The organism is Pseudoalteromonas sp. 0802, assembly GCF_013350085.1.
GTDB lineage: Bacteria > Pseudomonadota > Gammaproteobacteria > Enterobacterales > Alteromonadaceae > Pseudoalteromonas.
This window is the reverse complement of sequence record NZ_JABVXE010000008.1, coordinates 26,462-45,184: the sequence shown is the minus strand read 5'-3', so window position 1 is coordinate 45,184 and position 18,723 is coordinate 26,462. Positions and strand designations below refer to the sequence as shown.

The window sequence follows — 18,723 nt, the reverse complement described above, 5'->3', positions numbered from 1 at the left end:
AAACTGCCAACTTCACACACTAAGCTGATGATACCTGCGTAAGCTTATTTGTCAGTCTATGGAACATATCCTTACAGCCAGCGGTATCTGTATTAGTTATCAAGATGAAGGCGATAAAAATGCGCCAGTGATCATCTTAATTATTGGCTTAGGTGCTCAATTTACCGTTTGGCCAGAGTCGCTATATTTTGGCTTGGTCGAAAAAGGCTTTCGGGTTATTCGTTTTGATAATCGTGATGCAGGGCTGTCCTCATCGTTAGATGAGTTAGGCAAGCCGAGTCTCGTAAAGCATTGGCTTAGCCGCCGATTACCCATTCGCTCAAAGCTGCCCTATTCGCTCGATGACATGGCTCGCGATGTAAAAGAATTAATGGATGCACTTACTATCAAAAAAGCGCACTTAGTGGGGGCTTCGATGGGTGGCATGATTGCGCAAATTGCCGCGGCAAAGTATAAAAAACGTGTACTGAGCTTAACTTCAATTATGTCGAGTAGCTCGCCGTTATCGTTTTCGGGTTCAAACATTAATCTGCTAGTAAAGCTCGCTAAAATACGCCCCCGAAGCAGTAATAAAGAAGCCGCGATTGATTACAATGTTAGGCTCAACCAACTCATTGGCAGCCCAGCCTACCCACAAGATGAACACGCTTTATACGCCAACGCAGAACGCTATATTGAGCGGGCCCACACGAATCAAACAGGCTTTAAACGTCAGCTTGCAGCCATTGCCGCAACGCCTTATCGCGAGCAATTACTAAAAAAGATTAAAGCCCCCACATTAGTAATTCATGGCAGCGCTGATCCTGTTATGCCACTGTCTGCGGGTATCAACACCGCACTGTTAATAAAGCGCAGTAAGTTAAAAGTTGTGCCTGGAATGGGCCATGATTTTCCGCCCGCTTTAATGAAAAAAATGACTAAGTGGATTGCTAAACACGCAGCTAAAGTCAACGCCAAAAAAGCCGCTAAAAAACCCTAAAAGCATGATAGAATTATCATACAATTTATAAGGTTAGCGTTTTATGTTGCGTGTATTTTTTAGTCTGTTTTTAATTATTCCTTGGTTAAGCTTTGCCGGTGTGTCACTAAGCGAGCAGCGCATTATTTATCAGGGCGAAATTAGTGCCAAAAACAATCAACTTGTTGCACAGCTTTTGGTTGAGCAGCCAAACATAAACAGCATACAAATCACCAGTGGTGGTGGAAACGTTGATTTGGGTATGGATCTCGCCGAATTGATTTTGGCGCATAATTTAAAGGTTCATGTAAAACAATTTTGCTTTTCGTCGTGTGCTAATTACGTATTGCTTGCAGGAAACCCTACTACCATAGCTAATAACGCCATTGTCGGTTGGCACGGCGATGCCGCTTCGGCTCGCTGGCGAGATAGCGATATTGATGCCATGGTAACGCATTTAAAAGAGCCAGAAAAAACAACCAAGTGGCAGGCTTTACGCACTCAATACGATGAAATAATCGTAAAAGCCGTGGCTCGTGAAAAAGCCTTTTATGCAAAACGCGGTGTTAATCATGACTTGCTAACCATTGGTTTATCTGAAGAGCTAAAGCGTGCAGCTGTGGCACAAAAAGCCAGAGGCTGGAGCTACTCAAAAAAAGCACTCAATACACTGAATGTCAGCAATATTGAGTTTGCAGATTGGCAGCCCCGCTCGGCAAAAAACTTTCCGTTACTAATAATTGATGAATTAGAGTAAAGCTCTTTTACTTGTTAAACACTAAACTGATGCCATGGGCCTGTTATAGCAAGTGTTTTTGAAGGTGAGTAAACGTTCACAAACAAAGTGCTACCATCTGGTGAAAAACAGGCACCAGCCAGCTCGGTTTGCGCCACTAAGCGGGCAAAATTATAAACTTGGCCTTGGGGTGTCACACCACGAAGATGATTATCAACCACATCGGTGTACTGGTCTTCACAAACTATTAAATGACCATTAGGTGACACGGTCAGGTTATCGCCAAAGTTGTATAGGGTTTTGCTAGTACTTTCTACAAACAACGAGATTTTACCAGGTTGCTGTGCTTCTTTATCTGTGCCCTCAAATTCTGATGGCTGATATTTCATAACCTGACCAAGTTGTTTTTTACCGCCATTGGTACAGCAGAAATAAAGCTCTTTATCTCCCCAGTGAATACCTTCACCGCGAGCAAATAGTGCCGCCCCTTGTTTGTATCCGCGCAGGCGCAGGTCGTCTTTCGGGCTTTCAGGGTTATCTAGATTGACCCACTCAACCTCAAGCTCTTGATGTAGCCCCATGGCTTTATTATTCCAGTTACGGCTATCGAATTGTGGCTTACCTTTTACCACCATCGCTTGTAATTGCCCGCCTTTATGCAGCTTGCCATATTCATTTGGAATAAAACGATAAAAGACGCTATCACCTTTGTCTTCTGTTAAATAAACAATGCCGGTGCGCGGGTCAACGGCAGCCGCTTCGTGGTTAAATCGACCCATGGCTTTTAATGGCTCAGGTTTAATTAAGCCTTTGCTATTTGCGGGTACTTCAAAGATATAACCATGGTCTTGGTTAAATCCATCGGCTTTGGTATCTGTGGTTTCTTCGCACGTAAGCCAGGTGCCCCATGGCGTAATACCACCAGAACAATTACGAATAGTGCCGACCAATGACAAGTATTCTTGCTCTTTTTGATGGGTTTTTAAGTTATAAACGATATGACTTGTGCCACCCGGTAACGCCACACCGTCACTGTTAGTATCAAAAGCCAGAGGTGTTTTATGATTGGCAATACTTGCTTCAGCTTTCGCTAAGTCTTTTGGCTTTAGCTCATGGTTTCGCACTAATGCAACACGGTCATTACCAAGCGCTAGGCAACCCATGCCATCGGCTTTATCGGGTACCGTAAACCCATCAGACATTTTCTCACCAAGGCTTGAAACGACTTGATAACTAAAGCCCTCGGGTAAGTCGAGCAGTTTATCTGGATCGGGAATTAACGGGCCAAAACCGACAGCCGTTGTTTTTAAATCACCTAACGACACTTTACCTATGGCACTTTTTGATAATCCTAAAAAGGCTAATGTGCCCGCCCCTACTAAAAACTCTCGACGTGAAACCATGCTAACTCCAAGCTAAAAACCAGCTTTATCATACAAATAAAAAAGGTATTATAAAGCAATGAAACGATAAAAAGTTACATTATCACAATATTCACGAAATTGTCATAAAGCTTGATTTAACTGATAAAACACGTAAAACATTAAAGCAATTGCCCTACAGGAACCTCAATTGCAAATCATTTTTAATCGCATTAAGCTTTTATCATACAAGTAAATAGCTTAAACTAAGGCTTAATTTTATTTCAAGAAGCAACGGCTATGTTACTAAAATCAAAAACATTTATTGCATTTTCATTGGCGTTTTTAAGCTTTAGCCAACACGCCTTTAGCTTACAGTTTGGCAATCCAGTCGACAGTGACAAACTCATTAAAATTTCGACGGTTATGGCCTCACCAGACGATTACCTTGCAAGTCCAATTACCGTGGAAGGGACTATCACTGGGGTTTGCGAAAAACGTGGTTGCTGGATGACGCTTGCATCTGACAAACGCTTTGAAAACTTACGTATCAAAGTTGAAGATGGCGACATGGTATTCCCGATGACGGCTAAAGGCAGTAAAGCTATCGTAACCGGTAAGCTCGATAAAATTCAGCTTAGTCTTGGCCGCACTAAAGCGTTACTTGCTCACAAAGCACAACAAGCTGGCGAAAGTTTTGATGTAAACTCTGTGACTAAAGCAATGGCTATTTATCAGCTCGTCCCGAGCGGAGTTGAAATCATTGAGTAATAAATCAAGTATCAACTGGTTTAAGTTAAACAGAAACTTACACCGCGATATTGGTTACTTTTGTGTTGGTTTAGTGATTATCTTTGCGGTTTCTGGCATTGCAGTGAACCACAAAGATGATTGGAACCCAAACTACAAAGTAAGCCACCAGCAAATCAGTGTGAACGATGAAACTTGGCAATTAGATAATGACGAGTTGTTGATTGAGCAAATTATCTCCCATGCTGATATAAGCGAGCCGGTAAAGGCTTCTTATTGGGTGTCGCCGCAAGAATTTAAGGTGTTTTTAAAAAACGGTAACAACCTCAGCCTTAAACTCAATAAAGATGTCATAAGCTATGAAGCTATTGAGCCTCGTCATGTATTGCAAGCATTTAACCGCTTACACTTGAACGAGACAAAAGCTTCTTGGGTGATTTTTTCTGATATTTTTGCTGGGCTGCTGCTGTTTTTAGCAATCAGCGGCTTGTTTATGATCAAGGGTAAAAATAGCCCATGGGGCAGCCGTTCAGTATTAGTGATTAGCGGTATGCTACTCCCCGCTGCTTATGTATTTTTATAACAATCATTACAAAAAAGGCACTAGCGATTGCTAATGCCTTTTTCTCGAAAAGCAGAACCTAGAACCTAAATTCAAAGTTTACATTTGCCGCTGTCTCGCTTTCACTGCGATCAAACCAATTCATCGATTTATAAACTGCTTCACCTGTAATAGCGAACCAATGCGTAAATGCATATTCAAGTGCAATGCTGACACCTGCATTATGACCGTCGTGATCAGCGCTAAAATCAAGGCATTGCTCTGGCGTATCACTGCACGCTCGAGTTAACATAGCCCCTTCTTCGCTGGCAAGGTAATACATCTGTGTATAATCAACATCGATCGTGCCTTTTTGATAAAAGACACTGCCGTATAACAAGGCTTTTGAGCTTAATCGGTATCCTGAAATAAGTGCAATATCATAAGTATCGTGCGATAAATCCCAATCATAGGTATCGTCATCATAATTACCTGCTAATAGTGGACCATACCCCGCATCTTCACTGCGAATATAGCCAAGGCTGACAGCCATAGAGAAGTTTTTCTCGACGGCCGATTCTAAAGGGCTGCCATAAAACTGATGCTTAATAGCATATTTTTCATAATCATGATCGCCACCAATACCAGCCCCTACGGTAAGCTCCGTCGAATAACCTAAGGTCATACTCATCGAAGTCGTTATCGCTGTACTCGTTGAAGTACTCTCGCTGGTATCTTTCGCAATGATCTTGCTTGTATCTGTACCAACGGTTGCACGAAAATGAAAGGGGTCACTGTTGATCTCTGGGCTCTCAAAGCGTGCCATCGATACACCTGTTTCGGTTGTAGATTGACAGCCTGCTAATAAACCTAAAGCTATAAACGCCAAAAAAGGCTTAAACGTTTTCACGTAATTTCCTTATATATTATTATTTTAACGCGAAGATTCTAGACTAAGGCCTTATAGCTCGCAATAAATTAATGACAAAAAAGGTACAAACTCTATTGTTAAGCGCGTTCATCCTTCGGTGATTCCATCACGACATGAGTGGTAATGGTTCGTACCTGTGGAATTGAGCCGAGCACATCTGCATGAAACGCTTTGTAGGACTTGAGATCCGCCGTCTCAACCCTCAGCAAATATTCGAACGAGCCAGTTACATTGTGGCACTCTTTTACTTCATCAATAAACTCAAGAGCGTGTTCGAATGCTCGCTGAGATACTGTTGAGTGCTCATTTAAACCAACCCCAACATAAGCGATAAATCCTAAGCCAACAGCCTGATTATTAATAACCGCCCGATACCCAGCAATAACCCCAAGCTTTTCTAGCTCTTGCACTCTACGAAGGCATGCCGATGGCGATAAACCCACTTTATCTGCCAGCTCGGCATTGGCAATTCGGCCATTGCGTTTAAGCTCATGCAATATTCTGTCGTTAATTTTATCTTTTTTCATTTTTGATTGTGAACCTTAAACATACACAACAATATTAAGCGCAAAAATTGCGCGCATTACAACTTATAATTGCATCTTAATTTAAATGGAGAGATAGCGATGAGTTTTGAAATTTTAACAGCCTTGGCATTATTTGCTTTGGTGTCATCAATTACCCCTGGACCAAATAACTTAATGTTGATGAGCTCAGGTGCTAACTTTGGCTTTAAAAGAAGCACACCACACTTACTTGGCGTGACGCTTGGCTTTATGTTGATGCTGGTTTTAGTAGGCCTTGGAATCATGCAGCTATTTGACTTGTTTCCACCAAGCTACTTGATATTAAAGGTATTTTGCATTGCTTACTTGCTCTATCTGGCGTTTAAAATTGCCACAAGTAACGCACAACAAAAAGCCTGTAGTGAAAGTAAACCGTTTACTTTTATTCAGGCTGCACTATTTCAATGGGTGAACCCAAAAGCGTGGGCAATGGCATTAAGCGCGGTTAGTTTGTATGCCCCAGACAAAAACCTCACCTCAGTGTTAATCGTAAGCCTCGTATTTGGCTTAATTAACCTGCCATGCGTCAGCTCGTGGACTTTACTTGGCGAAAAGCTGCAACACTGGCTTGCCAGCCCAAAGCGCTTAAAAGCATTTAACTACCTAATGGCAATACTATTAATCGCTTCAGTGATGTTTAGTTTGTTTTAATTTGAGCAAGCTTTGCTTGGCAGTAGTGTATTGAAAGCTTAGCTATCAATAAATGAACTAACGATTAAAGCATTTTTGAATCATAGGTAGGATTTAAAGGTGAGTAATTTTTCCTGTGCTAAGCTTTATTTACCTAGAGCTTTTCAGTGCGACTCATGGCTAGTAACGTAGAGAATTACTTTTACCACGGCTTTTTTGTCTTCTTACTCATTACGGTAGTAACCTGCTCCATTATAGCCACGCGCCTGATGCGCAGTAGTTTTAATAACCGCTCGATTTACTTATTTAACCTGTTTTTTTACCTTGGTGTAATTGGCTTTGCATGGCTGTGGATCCAAGACTTATTAGACCTTACGCCAAGTTTTCGCTCTGGTGTGGTGATTTATATGATCTCCATGACATTACTGCAATTATCCATTTATAACCATGATGAACCCAGCCGCTTTAATAAGATAATCATTGCGCATGGTGCTATTTTTTCTGTATTTGCCCTCCTTACTCAAAATATAAATCAACTTGCCCTTGTTGAAGCCTGTTTTACGCTAAGCGTGTTACCTGCACTTATTTACTACACAACAAAGCGCGCTGTCTGTGAGAAGAACATAGGCAATACAGTGTTGTCGATGGCGCAGTGTATTCTTCTTTTGGTGCCTATTTCACAGCTGAGTATTATTACCCATGAACACAACTTAGCGACCTTATACTCTCTCACGGTTATTGCCCATGCAACCGTGTTTGTTATGACTGGCCTCGGTCTCATCACTACCCTGTTAGTGGATGAAAAAAAACGCTATTTGGAGCTGTCTTTAAAAGATCCACTTACCGGGCTTTACAATCGCCGCGGACTACAATTCATTATCGAACAGCAGCAACTATTCAGCCCAAGTCAAACATCTAGCTTATTCGCCTGCGTAGTTGATATTGATTACTTCAAACGTATTAATGATAGTTACGGGCATGATGGCGGTGACCTAGTACTCGAAGTGTTCTCTGATCTAATGAAACACCATTTGAAAAAGAAGACTTATGTTGCAGGCTCGGCGGTGAAGAATTTTTACTGTTGTTCTTTGCTACCGACATCAAGTCAGCGACACAATTTTTAGAAGGCCTTCGTAAAACCATCGAAGGCAGTCAAATAGCTTATCGAGAACATCGTATATCGGTTACTGCTAGCTTTGGTTTAACCAACTGGCAGTCAAATGACAGCTTTGAAAGCTTAGTAAACCGCGCAGACAAAGCTGTTTATGAGGCGAAAGATAATGGTCGAAACCAAATTAAAATAAACGCTTAAAGCATATTCTTTAGTGTCGTATCTTTATCTATGAAGTGATGTTTAAGCGCAGCTAAAATATGGATTGAAAGAGCAGCTGATAACATATAGCCAAATAAAATATGAATTTGCCAGCCAAAATCGCTTAACCAGGCGCTTGACGCAACGGCCTGACCCGCTTCGTTATAATTACTAGCCACTAACTGCCATGAAAAAACCGCAATACCAAAGCCGCCGAAACCACTATAAAAAGCACCAGACAGTAACATTACAGCTAGCAAGATTAGCAAGCCCCAATGATATAAATGCAACCACTTAGTTAAGCTTGTTTGTACAGTAGATTGAAACGGCTGATAGAGCCTATAAACTATTCTTAACAGCCAGACGATGGCAATGATCACCGCAATTGATTTATGCCAATGATACAAACTGTAGTCAGTCACCCAGGTCATGTAGTAACCCAAAACAAGTACGCTAATGACTAATAGCGCACTGAGCCAATGCAAAAACTTATGTGTTTTCTGTGTATTTATTGTCATGAATTTTATCCTTAAAAACTGTATTCATGACTTAATAGTAAAGATTAAGCTTCTGTTTTAAATAAGATTGTGACGAAACCCTTCATTCTGTGACGAATACATTTGGCTCACTTAATACATTTGCTAATGCTGGTTTAAAAGTTTTGCTAACAGGAATGCTAAACCCTAGTTTCATATTTAAAGTTGCATTTGCTTTATGAAGATTAAAATCTTCAATATGAGCTAAGTTTACAAGGTAGCTGCGGTGCACTTGCTTAAATTCATTGCAAGGTAAGTGAGCTTGAATGTTTTTGATGGTATCTCTTTTTAAAAAGCATTCGGTTAATGTTTGTATTTCTACATAGTTACCGGCAGCTTTTATAAATAATACTGATTCTGGGGAGAGTCTCTTAACAACCCCTTTATGGTTTATTTCAATATATTCGGATAGACCTTTCTCTGGCTTGTCGTTCTTTGCTTTTGACAAGAGCGACATGCTACATACTCGCCATAACGCCAAAACCAAACAACATGCGATTAAGTACTTTGGTAAAAGCTGAATGAATGAAGCAGCTATTGCATAGCCATAAAAAGAGTAATCAACAAAAATACGTAACATCACCAAAGAACAAATAGTCACTGCGCACGTAATAATAAAAACAAATAAGTTGCTATTAATCCTGGCTTTTAAATCAACAAAAGCCACCAGAACAATATTTAAAGTACATAAAGCCCCCCACTCTTTTAGCCAAAAAATTTGTGAGTCAATAAACTGATATTGGCCTCCCGCAATTAAATGACGCCAAAAAAAGCAATATGCATTAAATAGAATAAAAAAAGCCCCCCATAAAAAAGTGGCCTTTTGCCAAAGTGTTGTTAATTGCTGCCAGTATTTATATATGATCATAGCCACTCCATTTGAGTCATAAAAGGTAGCAAAAATAGCCGCTTCCCTAAAAAGGCTTTTTCATTATATGTTAAAGCCAGTTGATTGATGCAAATGCTGACTGGTAAATTCGAACTCTGCCACTATAATTAGCTCGTGCTTATACTTAACTTGCAATATGTAGTGCTATGTCTTTAAAAGTATTATTAAATTTTAAATTAAACTGGGTACTTTTGTGTGCCAGTTTTTGGCTTTTTGCCCTGCCAATTCAGGCTAAATATGTGGTGGCTGTTGTAGGTAAAACCAAAAACGATAGCTTTTATCAGCAAGCCTTTAAAGGGTGTGAGCAATTTGCAAAACAGCATCTCGATTTTGAATGTATTTACGACGGCCCCAAAGACTTTCAAGATATTCGCACGCAAGTATTAGTGATCACCGACCTAGTTCGCAGAAACAACATTAGTGGTTTATTAATCGCAACCACAGATTCCAATTACCTTGTTGAAAGAGCATTAAAAAAGCTTAAAGATAACAACATTCCTGTGATCACGTTTGACTCTGATCTGCTCGAGAAAGATCAGCAGTACCGTTTAACCTACGTAGGTACCAATAATTTTGATTATGGTGTGGCCTTAGGTAACGAATTAAAAAAATTCACCAACAAAGAAAATAACCAGGTTTGTATTCAATCAGGGCACTCAACAACACCTAATTTAAACAAGCGTATTGAAGGTGTTCGCTATGCGTTATCTGGGCAAAAAGATAAACGTTTAAGCGGTGAAAATGGCTGGAGTGAGTTCGATAGATGCCCTTTATATAGCTTAGGCAAGCGAGAAGTCTCCCTCGGTCAACTCGACAAACTGCTTAACCTTGAAAATCCACCACTATTTTTAGCGGTAGCGGGTTTTGCTCAATTTAACTCTAACTATGCAAACGTGATTGCTAAACATAAACAACGCATTGCCAATCAAGAGGTGGTGATCGTTTCTGCTGATACTGAGCAAATGCAATTAGAAGTATTACAGCAAGGATTATCATCGGCCAATATTGGTCAAAACCCTTTTGAAATGGGCCGACTTTCTACCGAGTTGATGTATCAATACCTCACTAAAGGTGAACGCCCAGCTAAGTCTCACTATTATTTAGACTTTCACTATTGTCAGCAAAGTAATGCAGGTACTTGCACCGTTAATCACTAAAACTTTGATCTCACTAAAGTGCAATTAACTCGATAAGCGCTAGACTTACCACAACTTGATTAATTGTAAGGATTTAGCCATGACACACCTAGTTAGTGATTTGATGACGCCAGACCCATTCGCCATAAGTGCGCAAAATACCCTGCATGACGCGCATAATCTAATGAAAGAGAAGAATGTTCGCCATATTCCAGTGATCAATGAGCACGGTGGCTTAGTTGGCATGTTAACGCAAAAAATCATGATTGCTCAGGTAATGAATATCATGGCTAATTACAGCGCCAGCGCCCTTGAACGCAAAGAAAAGCAAACTAAAGTAGTTGATATTATGGCTACCGATTTTACTAGTATCTCGCCAGAGCAACCGCTTCACGAAGTTGCTAAGTTTTTTGTTGAAAACCGTCATGGCTGCATGCCTGTGGTTGATAAAGAAAACAACCTAGTGGGAATTCTAACTTCATCTGATTTTGTTCGTTTAGCAGCTGCATTGCTTTCTTAAGTCGTAAATTTGTATCTGCACACTGAATTTTTTACAGAAGGTGTGCAGAGTTTTCATACTCATACCTCACCACAACCACTCCACCTCAAAACAGAATCAAATTAAACCTTAAAATTCAATAATTTAACGTTATGTTTATTTTAGGCACAGCGCTTGCTTCTACCTAATCAAGCGCGCTTTTAAACTAAAAGCGAAAGGAATTTTATAGATAATCTCGGAGGAGTAATGAGTAATTCATCATCAAAAATCGCAGAATTTACAGCACCCGGTGTTAAAGACCAAGCTGCAGCTGACACGATTGCTATTCTAGACCAGCGCATGGTCGCTTTAATCGATTTACACCTCACTTTAAAACACATTCATTGGAATGTTGTTGGTCCTAATTTTATTGGTGTACACGAAATGTTAGACCCGCAAGTAAGCGCAGTGCAAGAGATGACTGACACGATTGCAGAGCGTATTGCAACTATGGGCGGCGTACCTGTTGGCACACCACAATCAATTGTAGAACGCCGTACTTGGCAAGATTATTCAATTGGTAAAGGCTTAGTTACTGACCATCTAACAGCCCTTGATAAAGTATATAACGGAGTCAATAAAGACCACCGTTCAGCTATCGATAAGCTTGGTGAGCTAGACCCAGTTTCTGAAGATATGATCACCGGCCAACTGGCTGATTTAGAACAATTTCAATGGTTTGTTCGTGCACATATCGAATCTTCTACCGGCGAATTGAAAGGTTAAACCCCCTAGGTCTATCCGAAGACCCCTTGCCCAGCAATTGCTGGGCTTTTTTATGCTTTGTTACAACCAACCTTTATGTTTAAAGAACAAGTATGGTGCAAAGCCAGACAGCAACATAATGCCAATTGCAAACGGGTAACCCCATGCCCATTGCAGTTCAGGCATGCTATTAAAATTCATTCCATAAATACTGGCGACGACGGTCGGCGGTAAAAACACCACAGAGGCAATTGAGAAAGTTTTGATAATTTGGTTTTGTTCGATGTTAATAAAACCCTGAGTCGAGTCCATTAAGAAATTAACCTTATCAAACAAAAATGTACAGTGAGACATGAGGGTATCAATATCAAGCACAATTTCACGTAGTGATTCTCGATCTTCTGTAGGCGCTCCTAGGTGGCGCAGTAAAAACGAGATATTCCGGCGAGTATCCATCAAACATAAACGCACCTTACCGTTATTATCTTCAAGGCGAGAAATTCGGCTAACAGCTTCTTCTAAATCAGAATCATCTTCTTCAAGTACGTAGGCACTGAGTTTTTCTAATTGGTGATGCATGTCTTCAAGCATATCAGCGTGGTTTTCGACTTTTTGGTCAAATAAAGTCACCAAAAGTTGCTTTGGATTATCACACGCTACTTGCCCTTTACGAGCACGCAGTCGTAATAGACGAAAATCGGCTAGTTCATCATCGCGGATTGTCAGCAAGCAGTTGTCTTGTAGCAAACAAGCCACGGTTACCGTATTAAAGCGCCCTTCATTTGGTGACATGAAAAGCGCATGCACATGCAAGCCTTCATGGTCAATAAAACAACGGGAAGAGGCTTCGATTTCTTCAACATCATCAGCACCAGGTAGTGTGATATTAAGCGTGCTTGCCAGCGCTTGTCGTTCTTCTTCGGTTGGATTTATGGTATCAATCCAGTGGGCATTTTTTATGGCGGTTGCAAGAGGCGTATCTGCAGCTGGCTCAGTTTCTGTGATCACACCTTGGTCTATAGAAAAAAATCGTAACATGCGCCCTACCCTGAATAATCAATGTAAAGCAAATACTATAGCTGTTCACGTTAATGAACAATGACAATGCTACTAATTACTGGGTAAAGCAGAAAAATAATTTAAACCTAACATCAATTGCTTATTTCGCTTTTTTGAAACGCACCAAAAGCATACCTATCAAGATGATGCCAAGGCCTATTAAGCAAGGTACAAAAGCACTTTGCAAGGCAACATCAAACGCTAAAAAGTCGGGGTAACCGGTTTGCCAAAGCGTCCATTCATAACCGAGCTTTGATGCAATATGTTCACCGCCGCTACTAAGTACGATGATTGCATCATTGTTATCTGGGTTGATGCGAAGTGTGCTATTTATTGCTGGCTCATTCGCGCCATCATGGCCAAACACAAAATCTCCCGATGCTGTTGGTGCATAAAGCATGGTACCTAGCCCCCAAATTGGTGCGCCTAAGCTAATTGCCAAAGGCGCTCGCATGGTACTGATCATTTGCGGGCTTAACTGCCCTGTTTGAGGTGATGTTAATGCTTGCACTAAAGCGATTAAGTCATGGCTACTTGCCAGTAAGCCTGTTGCCGCTGCCGATGCGTATTGAAAATGCCCCGCAGCTTGACCGCTTTTATCATAAGCAGGTGCGATGTTGTCTAACTCAGTGAGTACATCGTAACTAGCATCAGTCATATTGACTGGCTTAAAGACGTTATCAGCCATCCAAGTTGCAAAGCGTTGATTCGTTTTTTCTTCGACCAGCAGCTCCAGTATCAAATAGCCGCCCCCAGAATACTGAAAATCGCCCACAGGCTTGGTGACTTTAATTTCACGCACACCCGTTGATGATAGCGGCTTGTTTAGCGACGCAAGCAAGCTTGGTACGGTTTCATTTAGCTCAATATCAGCAAAGCCCAAACCATCGCCAAGCCCAGCAGTATGAGATAACAGATGAGCAAGGCTAACTGATTGATTATCAAACTCTGATTCAGGTAACTGCCAACCCGTCAGTTGCTCATTAATCGCCTGATCTAAACGAACTTGTTGTTGCTCAGCCAGAGTCATCACACCATAGGCGGTAATAAATTTACTGAGCGATGCCACGGGGAACAAAGTATTTGCGGTTATTTCATCTTTGCTTTTTGAGTAATCTTGAAAAACCACTTGGCCATTTTCAATCAAAACATAAGCAATGTTTGCGTGATTGTTGGCAATCTGCGCCTGACTATTAGCAATAAATTGCTCAGTATTGCCCGTTTCGGCAATGGGTTTTAAAAACCAACCACTGACACCACCATACACACAGGTAGCAGCCCAAACAAATGACAAAAATAGCGTTAACAGAATCGTTTTAAACCAGCTCATACCCTATTCCTTGTGTTACAAAGCGTTGTTAAATCACTTCGATTTGCTCAGGCTTTTTGATAAAGAACACCATTAAAATTAATAATGCTGCTGGGAATAAAAACACATTCAAGTAAGCAAAAATCACCGTTAGCTGTAAGATGCACATTAGCAACAATAGGATAGAAAACACCGTTAGCAACGATGACATTCCATGGCGCTTTGTTAGTAATAACGCGGCTGTGATCAAACCCACTAAGGCATACAAGCCTAAACTTCCAGCCGAGACCACCATGGCAATAATTGAAATACTTTCTACTACATCATTCGATGCTTTATCACCAGCTACGGCAAGATAAACATCACATAACACAGTGGCATGAAAAGCTAATACCAGCACCGCAAGCACACATAACAGTATGCGTACACCTTCAACATCGAACATATCTTTTAGTGCTTTGCGTAAACTCAGGTACACGTAAATTTCAAGTGCACCGATGAGCACGAACACAAGGTCTGAAAAGTTTAAGCTTTGTAAATCAAGCTTAAGCGCCTCTCCTAAGCCATCGAGTGTTTCGCCAAATACTGAAATCCAGTACATGGGAAAAATCACAGCGAGTAATCCTGCTGCTATGCCGGGTAGTAAATAGTCACGGTTGAGCATATGCCCTCCAAAATCCTGTTGCGTTGTAAAGTTATTCGCTATCGCGTTCGTACACCAAAATATCGCCGGGTTGGCAATTAAGCTCTTCACAAATAGCTTCAAGGGTACTAAAGCGGATCGCTTTCACTTTTCCGTTTTTTAGTAATGATAAATTGGTCATAGAAATATCAATGCGCTGAGATAGCTCTTTCAGCTGCATTTTGTTCTTTGCCAATTCTATATCTAGGTTGATTCGTATTTTCATAGTCTAAAAAGTACACAGTGGATTTATGATTGTCAAACTTTATTTTACGATTATCATAAAATAAAGAATGAAAAACATAATAACTCAGTAAGTAATTAAACCCATATTTTGACCATTTCAGGCATAAAAAAAGCCAGTAAATACTGGCTTTTCGCTCTATTTATAAGTTAGACATTGGCTTGGTAAGCAGGGATAGCTATCGCCGCTACAATACCCAATAAAAATATGCCACCAATGATCAACACGCCCCAAAATGACCATTGTTTTTGTACTCGTTGAAAATGCTCAACGCTATCCCAACGTTTATTTTGCCATGCCATTTCTCGGCCTTTAAAACCCAGATAAATCGACACAATAAAACCAACATAAGGCACTAAGGCCAATAAGCCAATCCAAGTGCTGTTGCCAATTGCCCAAATCCAACTTAGCAAGAAAGCGCCCCAACTAAAGCCTTTAATGCCCTCGGGTAAATCGTCTACCTTCCCCTGCCCTGAGTTATTTTCAGATGCCATCTGAAGGCTTGCTTCAGGTGGTGTGTAATTGTCTGCCATGAGTTTTTCCTTATTATTAATTAAACAGAAACCCTAACTTATAGTACTGGGTGTATTTTAAGCAAGCTAAAGATAAGTACCTAAAGCAGATAATTGTTACCTGATGTGTTTTGTAACATTTATCTCGTTTCCTTTTCACTTTAAATCACCTAGTCTGGGCACATAACTGCAAGGAGAGAACAATGAAAGACTTACAAAAGTTAGTGGGTAATTTAAATAAATCAGGATTGATTTAAACCAAGCTATTTCTAAACACTACTTAGACACGCTCGCTAATCAATTATGCATTCCTAATGAACTGGTAATGAGCATTCACAGAGAGCTTGCCGACTACCAATAAAAATGGGGCGTCTTCGCCCCATTTTTATTGGTAAACAGTGATTATTAATGCGGCTTTTTAGTGCCGTAACGTACCATATCTTTACCGTTTTCATACACTTCACTAGTCACGTAACGGCCAAGTAAAAGTTGATGTTTATCATCAAGTACCGCAATAAATGGGCGGCCATCACTATTATTGGTTGCAAGAGCAACACCGGTTACATTCTCTAGCCCTAAACCGCCAGTTTCAACTAGGCGTAAAAATGTTTCTAACTCGTCTAATGTTTCAATTACATCGTTATCGTTAATCATCTCAAATACTCAGTGATTGCTAATGGGCGTAGCATAGCAGGATTAAAAACAGGGTGCGAATAACAGCCCCTAATCTAGCTTACTTTTGGACTAAAAATTGACACAACGCTATTCAATTGATGATACTTTCGCTATCGATAGAGGCAGTGAAGTTTAATGAGTAACCATTTAACGCTCGAATTAATGATCCCAAAGGGCAATCTTGCCGATAGCATACAAGCTATTTGGTATGCCACAGCGCACTCTCAAGGAGAGCAATGGCTTGCCTGCGATGGTGCCACAGGGCTTGTGTTTCCTGTTGTTGGTGAAGTTTTACTTGATGACAAGCCGCTTGCTGCCCCTTATGCAGTGCAAGAAACATCGACTCAGGCATCTAAAGTCACATTTTCACACGATGCACAGTTTTGTGGTATTCGTTTTAACCCAACCGTATTGTCTGAACTAAAGCGAAACGCTCACCCACTCCTTGCAGAGCAGTCCCTATGTGAAATTGCACTAGGTCTGCAAAATAATGCCAGCTTAGCCGCGTTTGTTACGCTTATTAGCCGCCACTTTACTGATAATAAAAACATTAACCACAGCAACAGGCACTCAAAACACCTAATCCGTAACCTTATAGAGTTAACGCCACTCGAAACTGCCTACCAACTTGCCCCACTCAGTCAACGCCAGCTCGAAAGGCAAGTTAAGGATCAATGCGGCGTCACCCCTAAGTATTTTGAGCGTATCTACCGAGTAAAACTTGCTAAACAAGCAATTAAAGACAACCCTGAAATAAGCTTTGCAGATATTGCACTTGAATGTGGCTTTACCGATCAGCCTCATTTAATCAAAGAATTCAAAGCAATAATGCACATCACCCCAGCAAAATACCGCAAGTTATTAAAAGACTCTCAAACTAAACAAACAAAGCTTATTTTTCGTTAGTCATCCTCAAAACGCAGAATATCACCAGGCTGACAACCTAAGTGCTTACAAATTGCATCTAAGGTCGTAAAGCGCACAGCCTTAGCTCGTCCAGCTCTAAGAACTGATAAGTTTTGTGGCGTAATACCTATCGCTTCAGCTAATTCTGCAGACTTCATTTTTCGCTTAGCTAACACTACATCTAAATCAATAATAATCGCCATTAAATCACTAACTCTTGCTCTTTTTGTAGCTGCTGCGCTTGACCCATGATCCAACCAATAACATAAATAATTAATCCCATCACTAAGCCTATAATATCAGTATCTTGTATAGCCACGACCCTTCCGATATCTGATCCTGTTGCCAAGTTAAGAAGAGTTATAAGTAGTGACGGGTAGCACACAACTAGTGCAAATTGCGCCAATAATACGCCACCTAACCATTTAAAACATTGTATATTTTCAATAGCGAAGAAGGATCCACGTCGGTAAAGCAAAAATAACCGAATCAAAATTATGTTGATCAGAATAAACGGTAGCAATTGCACAAGACCAAGCCATAAAACACTATCAAAACCATGCTCATTTAATGTTTGTGCAACTCCTTGCCAAGAGCCGCTGACTTCAAGACCAATCCACATATGCGCACCATTACTTTGTGTAAAACTTAAAACATTACTGTCACTGAAAAGCACAATAATGCTTGTTACTAACAAGCTAATAAGCGTAAAAAATAGCAGGCTTAGGATAAACGAACTCATCCAAACAATTTTTTTCATGACGATTTACTCAGTGTTATTTGTTTTAGAAGTTGCTCATAATGAGTCGCTAACTGCTTACCTGTTAACGCATTAGAATGGTGCTTCCCTTTTGCAATGTAAATCTGCTTTTGCTGAGATTTTGCATGTTGATATAGTGACTTAGCTAACTCAGGTGGAGTTTGAGTGTCTTTTTCACCGGTAATTATTAATAGCGGTGCTTGATAAACTTGTAACGCTTTTAAATTATCGACTTGTTTAATCTCTTCACTAAACTCAACACTAACAAACGGTTTAGCAAACCACGGAATTCGTGCTGCTGTCATCTGTTCAACATTTGTCACACTCCCTTCGAGTACCAGAGCATCAACGTTACGCTGACTGGCAAGATAACCGGCAATCATACTTCCTAAAGAATGACCATGGATCACCACAGGCAAAGTATTTAGGTCTGATCTGCCTTTTACATAATCAAATACCTGTAATGCATCAGCTTGCAGATTAGCTACGCTAGGTACTCCAGAACTAAGCCCATAACCACGATGATCCATCATTAAAATATTAACTTGAAAAGGTAAAAGTAGCTTGGCAGGTTCCCCACCTGCTGCACTAACGCGAAACTGGTTACCACCGAAGTAAATTACCGTAGCACGAGCATCTGCAACTTTAATAAGGGTACCCTTAAGTCTAGTACCCTCATCGGTGTTTAAAGTTATCTCCTGCGTTTTGGCGGTGACATCAACACTTTGTATTTCCCGCATCGTTATTTTTTTATCCGGATATAAAAAGTGAGATTCCTCAACTTTAATTGTCGTACAACCAGTTAATAACAGCACAATCAGCGAAACCACTGCAATAGAACCAAATTTCATTTTCACGATCCTTCTAGTAAAAAAACTACTATGGCACTAGATAAGTTAAAAAACAAACTAAAATTACCGAAAAACGATAATTAATTATTTAATATCGAACATTAAAAGCCCTTCATTTGAGAAATAACTTTGATCA

At 40.5% G+C, this 18,723-nt stretch carries 23 protein-coding genes and 1 pseudogene; 10 read left to right on the top strand and 14 right to left on the bottom strand.

Annotated features, from left to right (window positions below; all coding sequences use genetic code 11):
* The first annotated feature begins 58 nt into the window (after positions 1-58).
* Both HUS61_RS13565 and HUS61_RS13560 read left to right on the top strand, forming a co-directional pair.
* A complete protein-coding gene (locus HUS61_RS13565) occupies positions 59-979 on the top strand; it encodes an alpha/beta fold hydrolase (RefSeq protein WP_175082713.1) in 921 nt (306 codons plus the stop codon).
* A 43-nt stretch (positions 980-1,022) separates the two neighbouring features.
* Positions 1,023-1,715, top strand: coding sequence for an ATP-dependent Clp protease proteolytic subunit (locus tag HUS61_RS13560; RefSeq protein ID WP_175082712.1), 693 nt, complete (start codon positions 1,023-1,025; stop codon positions 1,713-1,715).
* A gap of 14 nt (positions 1,716-1,729) precedes the next feature.
* Here HUS61_RS13560 and HUS61_RS13555 read toward each other — a convergent pair whose 3' ends face one another.
* Positions 1,730-3,097, bottom strand: coding sequence for an alkaline phosphatase PhoX (locus HUS61_RS13555; RefSeq protein WP_138599908.1), 1,368 nt, complete (start codon positions 3,095-3,097; stop codon positions 1,730-1,732).
* A gap of 258 nt (positions 3,098-3,355) precedes the next feature.
* Here HUS61_RS13555 and HUS61_RS13550 point away from each other — a divergent pair, with 258 nt between their 5' ends.
* Both HUS61_RS13550 and HUS61_RS13545 read left to right on the top strand, forming a co-directional pair.
* The gene (locus HUS61_RS13550; protein WP_175082711.1) at positions 3,356-3,826 is read left to right on the top strand and encodes a DUF4920 domain-containing protein; all 471 of its coding nucleotides are present in this window, start codon (positions 3,356-3,358) and stop codon (positions 3,824-3,826) included.
* Positions 3,819-4,388, top strand: a complete 570-nt coding sequence (locus HUS61_RS13545) for a PepSY-associated TM helix domain-containing protein (RefSeq protein WP_175082710.1) — start codon at positions 3,819-3,821, stop codon at positions 4,386-4,388. The genes HUS61_RS13550 and HUS61_RS13545 overlap by 8 nt, the downstream gene beginning before the upstream one ends.
* Positions 4,389-4,446: 58 nt before the next feature.
* Here HUS61_RS13545 and HUS61_RS13540 read toward each other — a convergent pair whose 3' ends face one another.
* Both HUS61_RS13540 and HUS61_RS13535 read right to left on the bottom strand, forming a co-directional pair.
* Positions 4,447-5,256, bottom strand: a complete 810-nt coding sequence (locus tag HUS61_RS13540; RefSeq protein ID WP_175082709.1) for a hypothetical protein — start codon at positions 5,254-5,256, stop codon at positions 4,447-4,449.
* A gap of 98 nt (positions 5,257-5,354) precedes the next feature.
* Positions 5,355-5,804 carry an Lrp/AsnC family transcriptional regulator gene (locus HUS61_RS13535; protein WP_054551870.1) on the bottom strand — a complete coding sequence of 150 codons (450 nt, stop codon included), beginning with the start codon at positions 5,802-5,804 and terminating at the stop codon, positions 5,355-5,357.
* A gap of 99 nt (positions 5,805-5,903) precedes the next feature.
* Between HUS61_RS13535 and HUS61_RS13530 the strand changes: the two genes are divergently transcribed.
* Both HUS61_RS13530 and HUS61_RS13525 read left to right on the top strand, forming a co-directional pair.
* Entirely contained in the window at positions 5,904-6,494 is a 591-nt protein-coding gene (locus tag HUS61_RS13530; protein ID WP_175082708.1) for a LysE family translocator, read from the top strand.
* Positions 6,495-6,649: 155 nt separating this feature from the next.
* Positions 6,650-7,785 (top strand): annotated as a pseudogene (locus HUS61_RS13525) (GGDEF domain-containing protein).
* Here the strand turns inward: HUS61_RS13525 and HUS61_RS13515 are convergent.
* Both HUS61_RS13515 and HUS61_RS13510 read right to left on the bottom strand, forming a co-directional pair.
* On the bottom strand, positions 7,782-8,303 hold the full coding sequence (locus HUS61_RS13515; RefSeq protein WP_175082706.1) for a cytochrome b: 522 nt from the start codon (positions 8,301-8,303) through the stop codon (positions 7,782-7,784). The pseudogene HUS61_RS13525 and the gene HUS61_RS13515 sit on opposite strands and share 4 nt — an antisense overlap.
* A gap of 82 nt (positions 8,304-8,385) precedes the next feature.
* Positions 8,386-9,189, bottom strand: coding sequence for a LytTR family DNA-binding domain-containing protein (locus HUS61_RS13510; protein WP_175082705.1), 804 nt, complete (start codon positions 9,187-9,189; stop codon positions 8,386-8,388).
* A 167-nt stretch (positions 9,190-9,356) separates the two neighbouring features.
* Between HUS61_RS13510 and HUS61_RS13505 the strand changes: the two genes are divergently transcribed.
* From HUS61_RS13505 to dps, 3 genes are all read left to right on the top strand, one after another.
* Positions 9,357-10,367 (top strand): substrate-binding domain-containing protein, encoded by a 1,011-nt coding sequence (locus HUS61_RS13505; protein ID WP_175082704.1) that lies wholly within the window; start codon positions 9,357-9,359, stop codon positions 10,365-10,367.
* A 79-nt stretch (positions 10,368-10,446) separates the two neighbouring features.
* Positions 10,447-10,866, top strand: coding sequence for an HPP family protein (locus tag HUS61_RS13500; RefSeq protein WP_175078603.1), 420 nt, complete (start codon positions 10,447-10,449; stop codon positions 10,864-10,866).
* Between the two features lie 225 nt (positions 10,867-11,091).
* Positions 11,092-11,610 carry a DNA starvation/stationary phase protection protein Dps gene (gene dps / locus HUS61_RS13495; RefSeq protein ID WP_175082703.1) on the top strand — a complete coding sequence of 173 codons (519 nt, stop codon included), beginning with the start codon at positions 11,092-11,094 and terminating at the stop codon, positions 11,608-11,610.
* A gap of 60 nt (positions 11,611-11,670) precedes the next feature.
* Here dps and corA read toward each other — a convergent pair whose 3' ends face one another.
* The 6 genes from corA to HUS61_RS13465 all read right to left on the bottom strand — a co-directional run bounded on the left by corA (position 11,671) and on the right by HUS61_RS13465 (position 16,049).
* Complete coding sequence (gene corA, locus HUS61_RS13490; RefSeq protein ID WP_054560713.1) at positions 11,671-12,627, bottom strand: magnesium/cobalt transporter CorA; 957 nt, start codon at positions 12,625-12,627, stop codon at positions 11,671-11,673.
* Between the two features lie 121 nt (positions 12,628-12,748).
* Positions 12,749-13,978, bottom strand: coding sequence for a serine hydrolase (locus tag HUS61_RS13485; RefSeq protein ID WP_175082702.1), 1,230 nt, complete (start codon positions 13,976-13,978; stop codon positions 12,749-12,751).
* Positions 13,979-14,006: 28 nt separating this feature from the next.
* Entirely contained in the window at positions 14,007-14,621 is a 615-nt protein-coding gene (locus tag HUS61_RS13480) for a hypothetical protein (protein WP_062565021.1), read from the bottom strand.
* 31 nt (positions 14,622-14,652) lie between these two features.
* The gene (locus tag HUS61_RS13475; protein WP_054560716.1) at positions 14,653-14,865 is read right to left on the bottom strand and encodes a helix-turn-helix transcriptional regulator; all 213 of its coding nucleotides are present in this window, start codon (positions 14,863-14,865) and stop codon (positions 14,653-14,655) included.
* Positions 14,866-15,032: 167 nt separating this feature from the next.
* Positions 15,033-15,416, bottom strand: a complete 384-nt coding sequence (locus HUS61_RS13470; protein ID WP_055021296.1) for a hypothetical protein — start codon at positions 15,414-15,416, stop codon at positions 15,033-15,035.
* A gap of 384 nt (positions 15,417-15,800) precedes the next feature.
* Positions 15,801-16,049 (bottom strand): hypothetical protein, encoded by a 249-nt coding sequence (locus tag HUS61_RS13465; protein WP_054560719.1) that lies wholly within the window; start codon positions 16,047-16,049, stop codon positions 15,801-15,803.
* Between the two features lie 156 nt (positions 16,050-16,205).
* On the opposite strand from HUS61_RS13465, the gene HUS61_RS13460 reads away from it, so the two are divergent.
* Entirely contained in the window at positions 16,206-16,976 is a 771-nt protein-coding gene (locus HUS61_RS13460; RefSeq protein WP_175082701.1) for a helix-turn-helix domain-containing protein, read from the top strand.
* Here the strand turns inward: HUS61_RS13460 and HUS61_RS13455 are convergent.
* Genes HUS61_RS13455 through HUS61_RS13445 form a run of 3 tightly spaced genes read right to left on the bottom strand, consistent with a single transcriptional unit; the run spans position 16,973 to position 18,587 of the window.
* The gene (locus HUS61_RS13455) at positions 16,973-17,179 is read right to left on the bottom strand and encodes a helix-turn-helix transcriptional regulator (protein WP_054560721.1); all 207 of its coding nucleotides are present in this window, start codon (positions 17,177-17,179) and stop codon (positions 16,973-16,975) included. The genes HUS61_RS13460 and HUS61_RS13455 overlap by 4 nt on opposite strands.
* A complete protein-coding gene (locus tag HUS61_RS13450) occupies positions 17,179-17,736 on the bottom strand; it encodes a DUF2975 domain-containing protein (RefSeq protein ID WP_062565018.1) in 558 nt (185 codons plus the stop codon). The genes HUS61_RS13455 and HUS61_RS13450 overlap by 1 nt, the downstream gene beginning before the upstream one ends.
* Entirely contained in the window at positions 17,733-18,587 is an 855-nt protein-coding gene (locus HUS61_RS13445; protein ID WP_181447764.1) for an alpha/beta hydrolase, read from the bottom strand. Before HUS61_RS13445 ends, HUS61_RS13450 begins: the two co-directional genes overlap by 4 nt.
* Positions 18,588-18,723: the final 136 nt, after the last annotated feature.

Bases quoted from the DNA above. Each gene is read 5' to 3' on its own strand.
- HUS61_RS13550 (WP_175082711.1), top strand. From the start codon at position 3,356: ATGTTACTAAAATCAAAAACATTTATTGCATTTTCATTGGCGTTTTTA.
- HUS61_RS13485 (WP_175082702.1), bottom strand. From the start codon at position 13,978: ATGAGCTGGTTTAAAACGATTCTGTTAACGCTATTTTTGTCATTTGTT.
- HUS61_RS13505 (WP_175082704.1), top strand. From the start codon at position 9,357: ATGTCTTTAAAAGTATTATTAAATTTTAAATTAAACTGGGTACTTTTG.
- dps (WP_175082703.1), top strand. From the start codon at position 11,092: ATGAGTAATTCATCATCAAAAATCGCAGAATTTACAGCACCCGGTGTT.
- HUS61_RS13470 (WP_055021296.1), bottom strand. From the start codon at position 15,416: ATGGCAGACAATTACACACCACCTGAAGCAAGCCTTCAGATGGCATCT.
- HUS61_RS13515 (WP_175082706.1), bottom strand. From the start codon at position 8,303: ATGACAATAAATACACAGAAAACACATAAGTTTTTGCATTGGCTCAGT.
- HUS61_RS13465 (WP_054560719.1), bottom strand. From the start codon at position 16,049: ATGATTAACGATAACGATGTAATTGAAACATTAGACGAGTTAGAAACA.
- HUS61_RS13475 (WP_054560716.1), bottom strand. From the start codon at position 14,865: ATGAAAATACGAATCAACCTAGATATAGAATTGGCAAAGAACAAAATG.
- HUS61_RS13460 (WP_175082701.1), top strand. From the start codon at position 16,206: ATGAGTAACCATTTAACGCTCGAATTAATGATCCCAAAGGGCAATCTT.
- HUS61_RS13445 (WP_181447764.1), bottom strand. From the start codon at position 18,587: ATGAAATTTGGTTCTATTGCAGTGGTTTCGCTGATTGTGCTGTTATTA.
- HUS61_RS13455 (WP_054560721.1), bottom strand. From the start codon at position 17,179: ATGGCGATTATTATTGATTTAGATGTAGTGTTAGCTAAGCGAAAAATG.
- HUS61_RS13450 (WP_062565018.1), bottom strand. From the start codon at position 17,736: ATGAAAAAAATTGTTTGGATGAGTTCGTTTATCCTAAGCCTGCTATTT.
- HUS61_RS13555 (WP_138599908.1), bottom strand. From the start codon at position 3,097: ATGGTTTCACGTCGAGAGTTTTTAGTAGGGGCGGGCACATTAGCCTTT.
- HUS61_RS13500 (WP_175078603.1), top strand. From the start codon at position 10,447: ATGACACACCTAGTTAGTGATTTGATGACGCCAGACCCATTCGCCATA.
- HUS61_RS13560 (WP_175082712.1), top strand. From the start codon at position 1,023: ATGTTGCGTGTATTTTTTAGTCTGTTTTTAATTATTCCTTGGTTAAGC.
- HUS61_RS13530 (WP_175082708.1), top strand. From the start codon at position 5,904: ATGAGTTTTGAAATTTTAACAGCCTTGGCATTATTTGCTTTGGTGTCA.
- HUS61_RS13565 (WP_175082713.1), top strand. From the start codon at position 59: ATGGAACATATCCTTACAGCCAGCGGTATCTGTATTAGTTATCAAGAT.
- HUS61_RS13510 (WP_175082705.1), bottom strand. From the start codon at position 9,189: ATGATCATATATAAATACTGGCAGCAATTAACAACACTTTGGCAAAAG.
- corA (WP_054560713.1), bottom strand. From the start codon at position 12,627: ATGTTACGATTTTTTTCTATAGACCAAGGTGTGATCACAGAAACTGAG.
- HUS61_RS13535 (WP_054551870.1), bottom strand. From the start codon at position 5,804: ATGAAAAAAGATAAAATTAACGACAGAATATTGCATGAGCTTAAACGC.
- HUS61_RS13480 (WP_062565021.1), bottom strand. From the start codon at position 14,621: ATGCTCAACCGTGACTATTTACTACCCGGCATAGCAGCAGGATTACTC.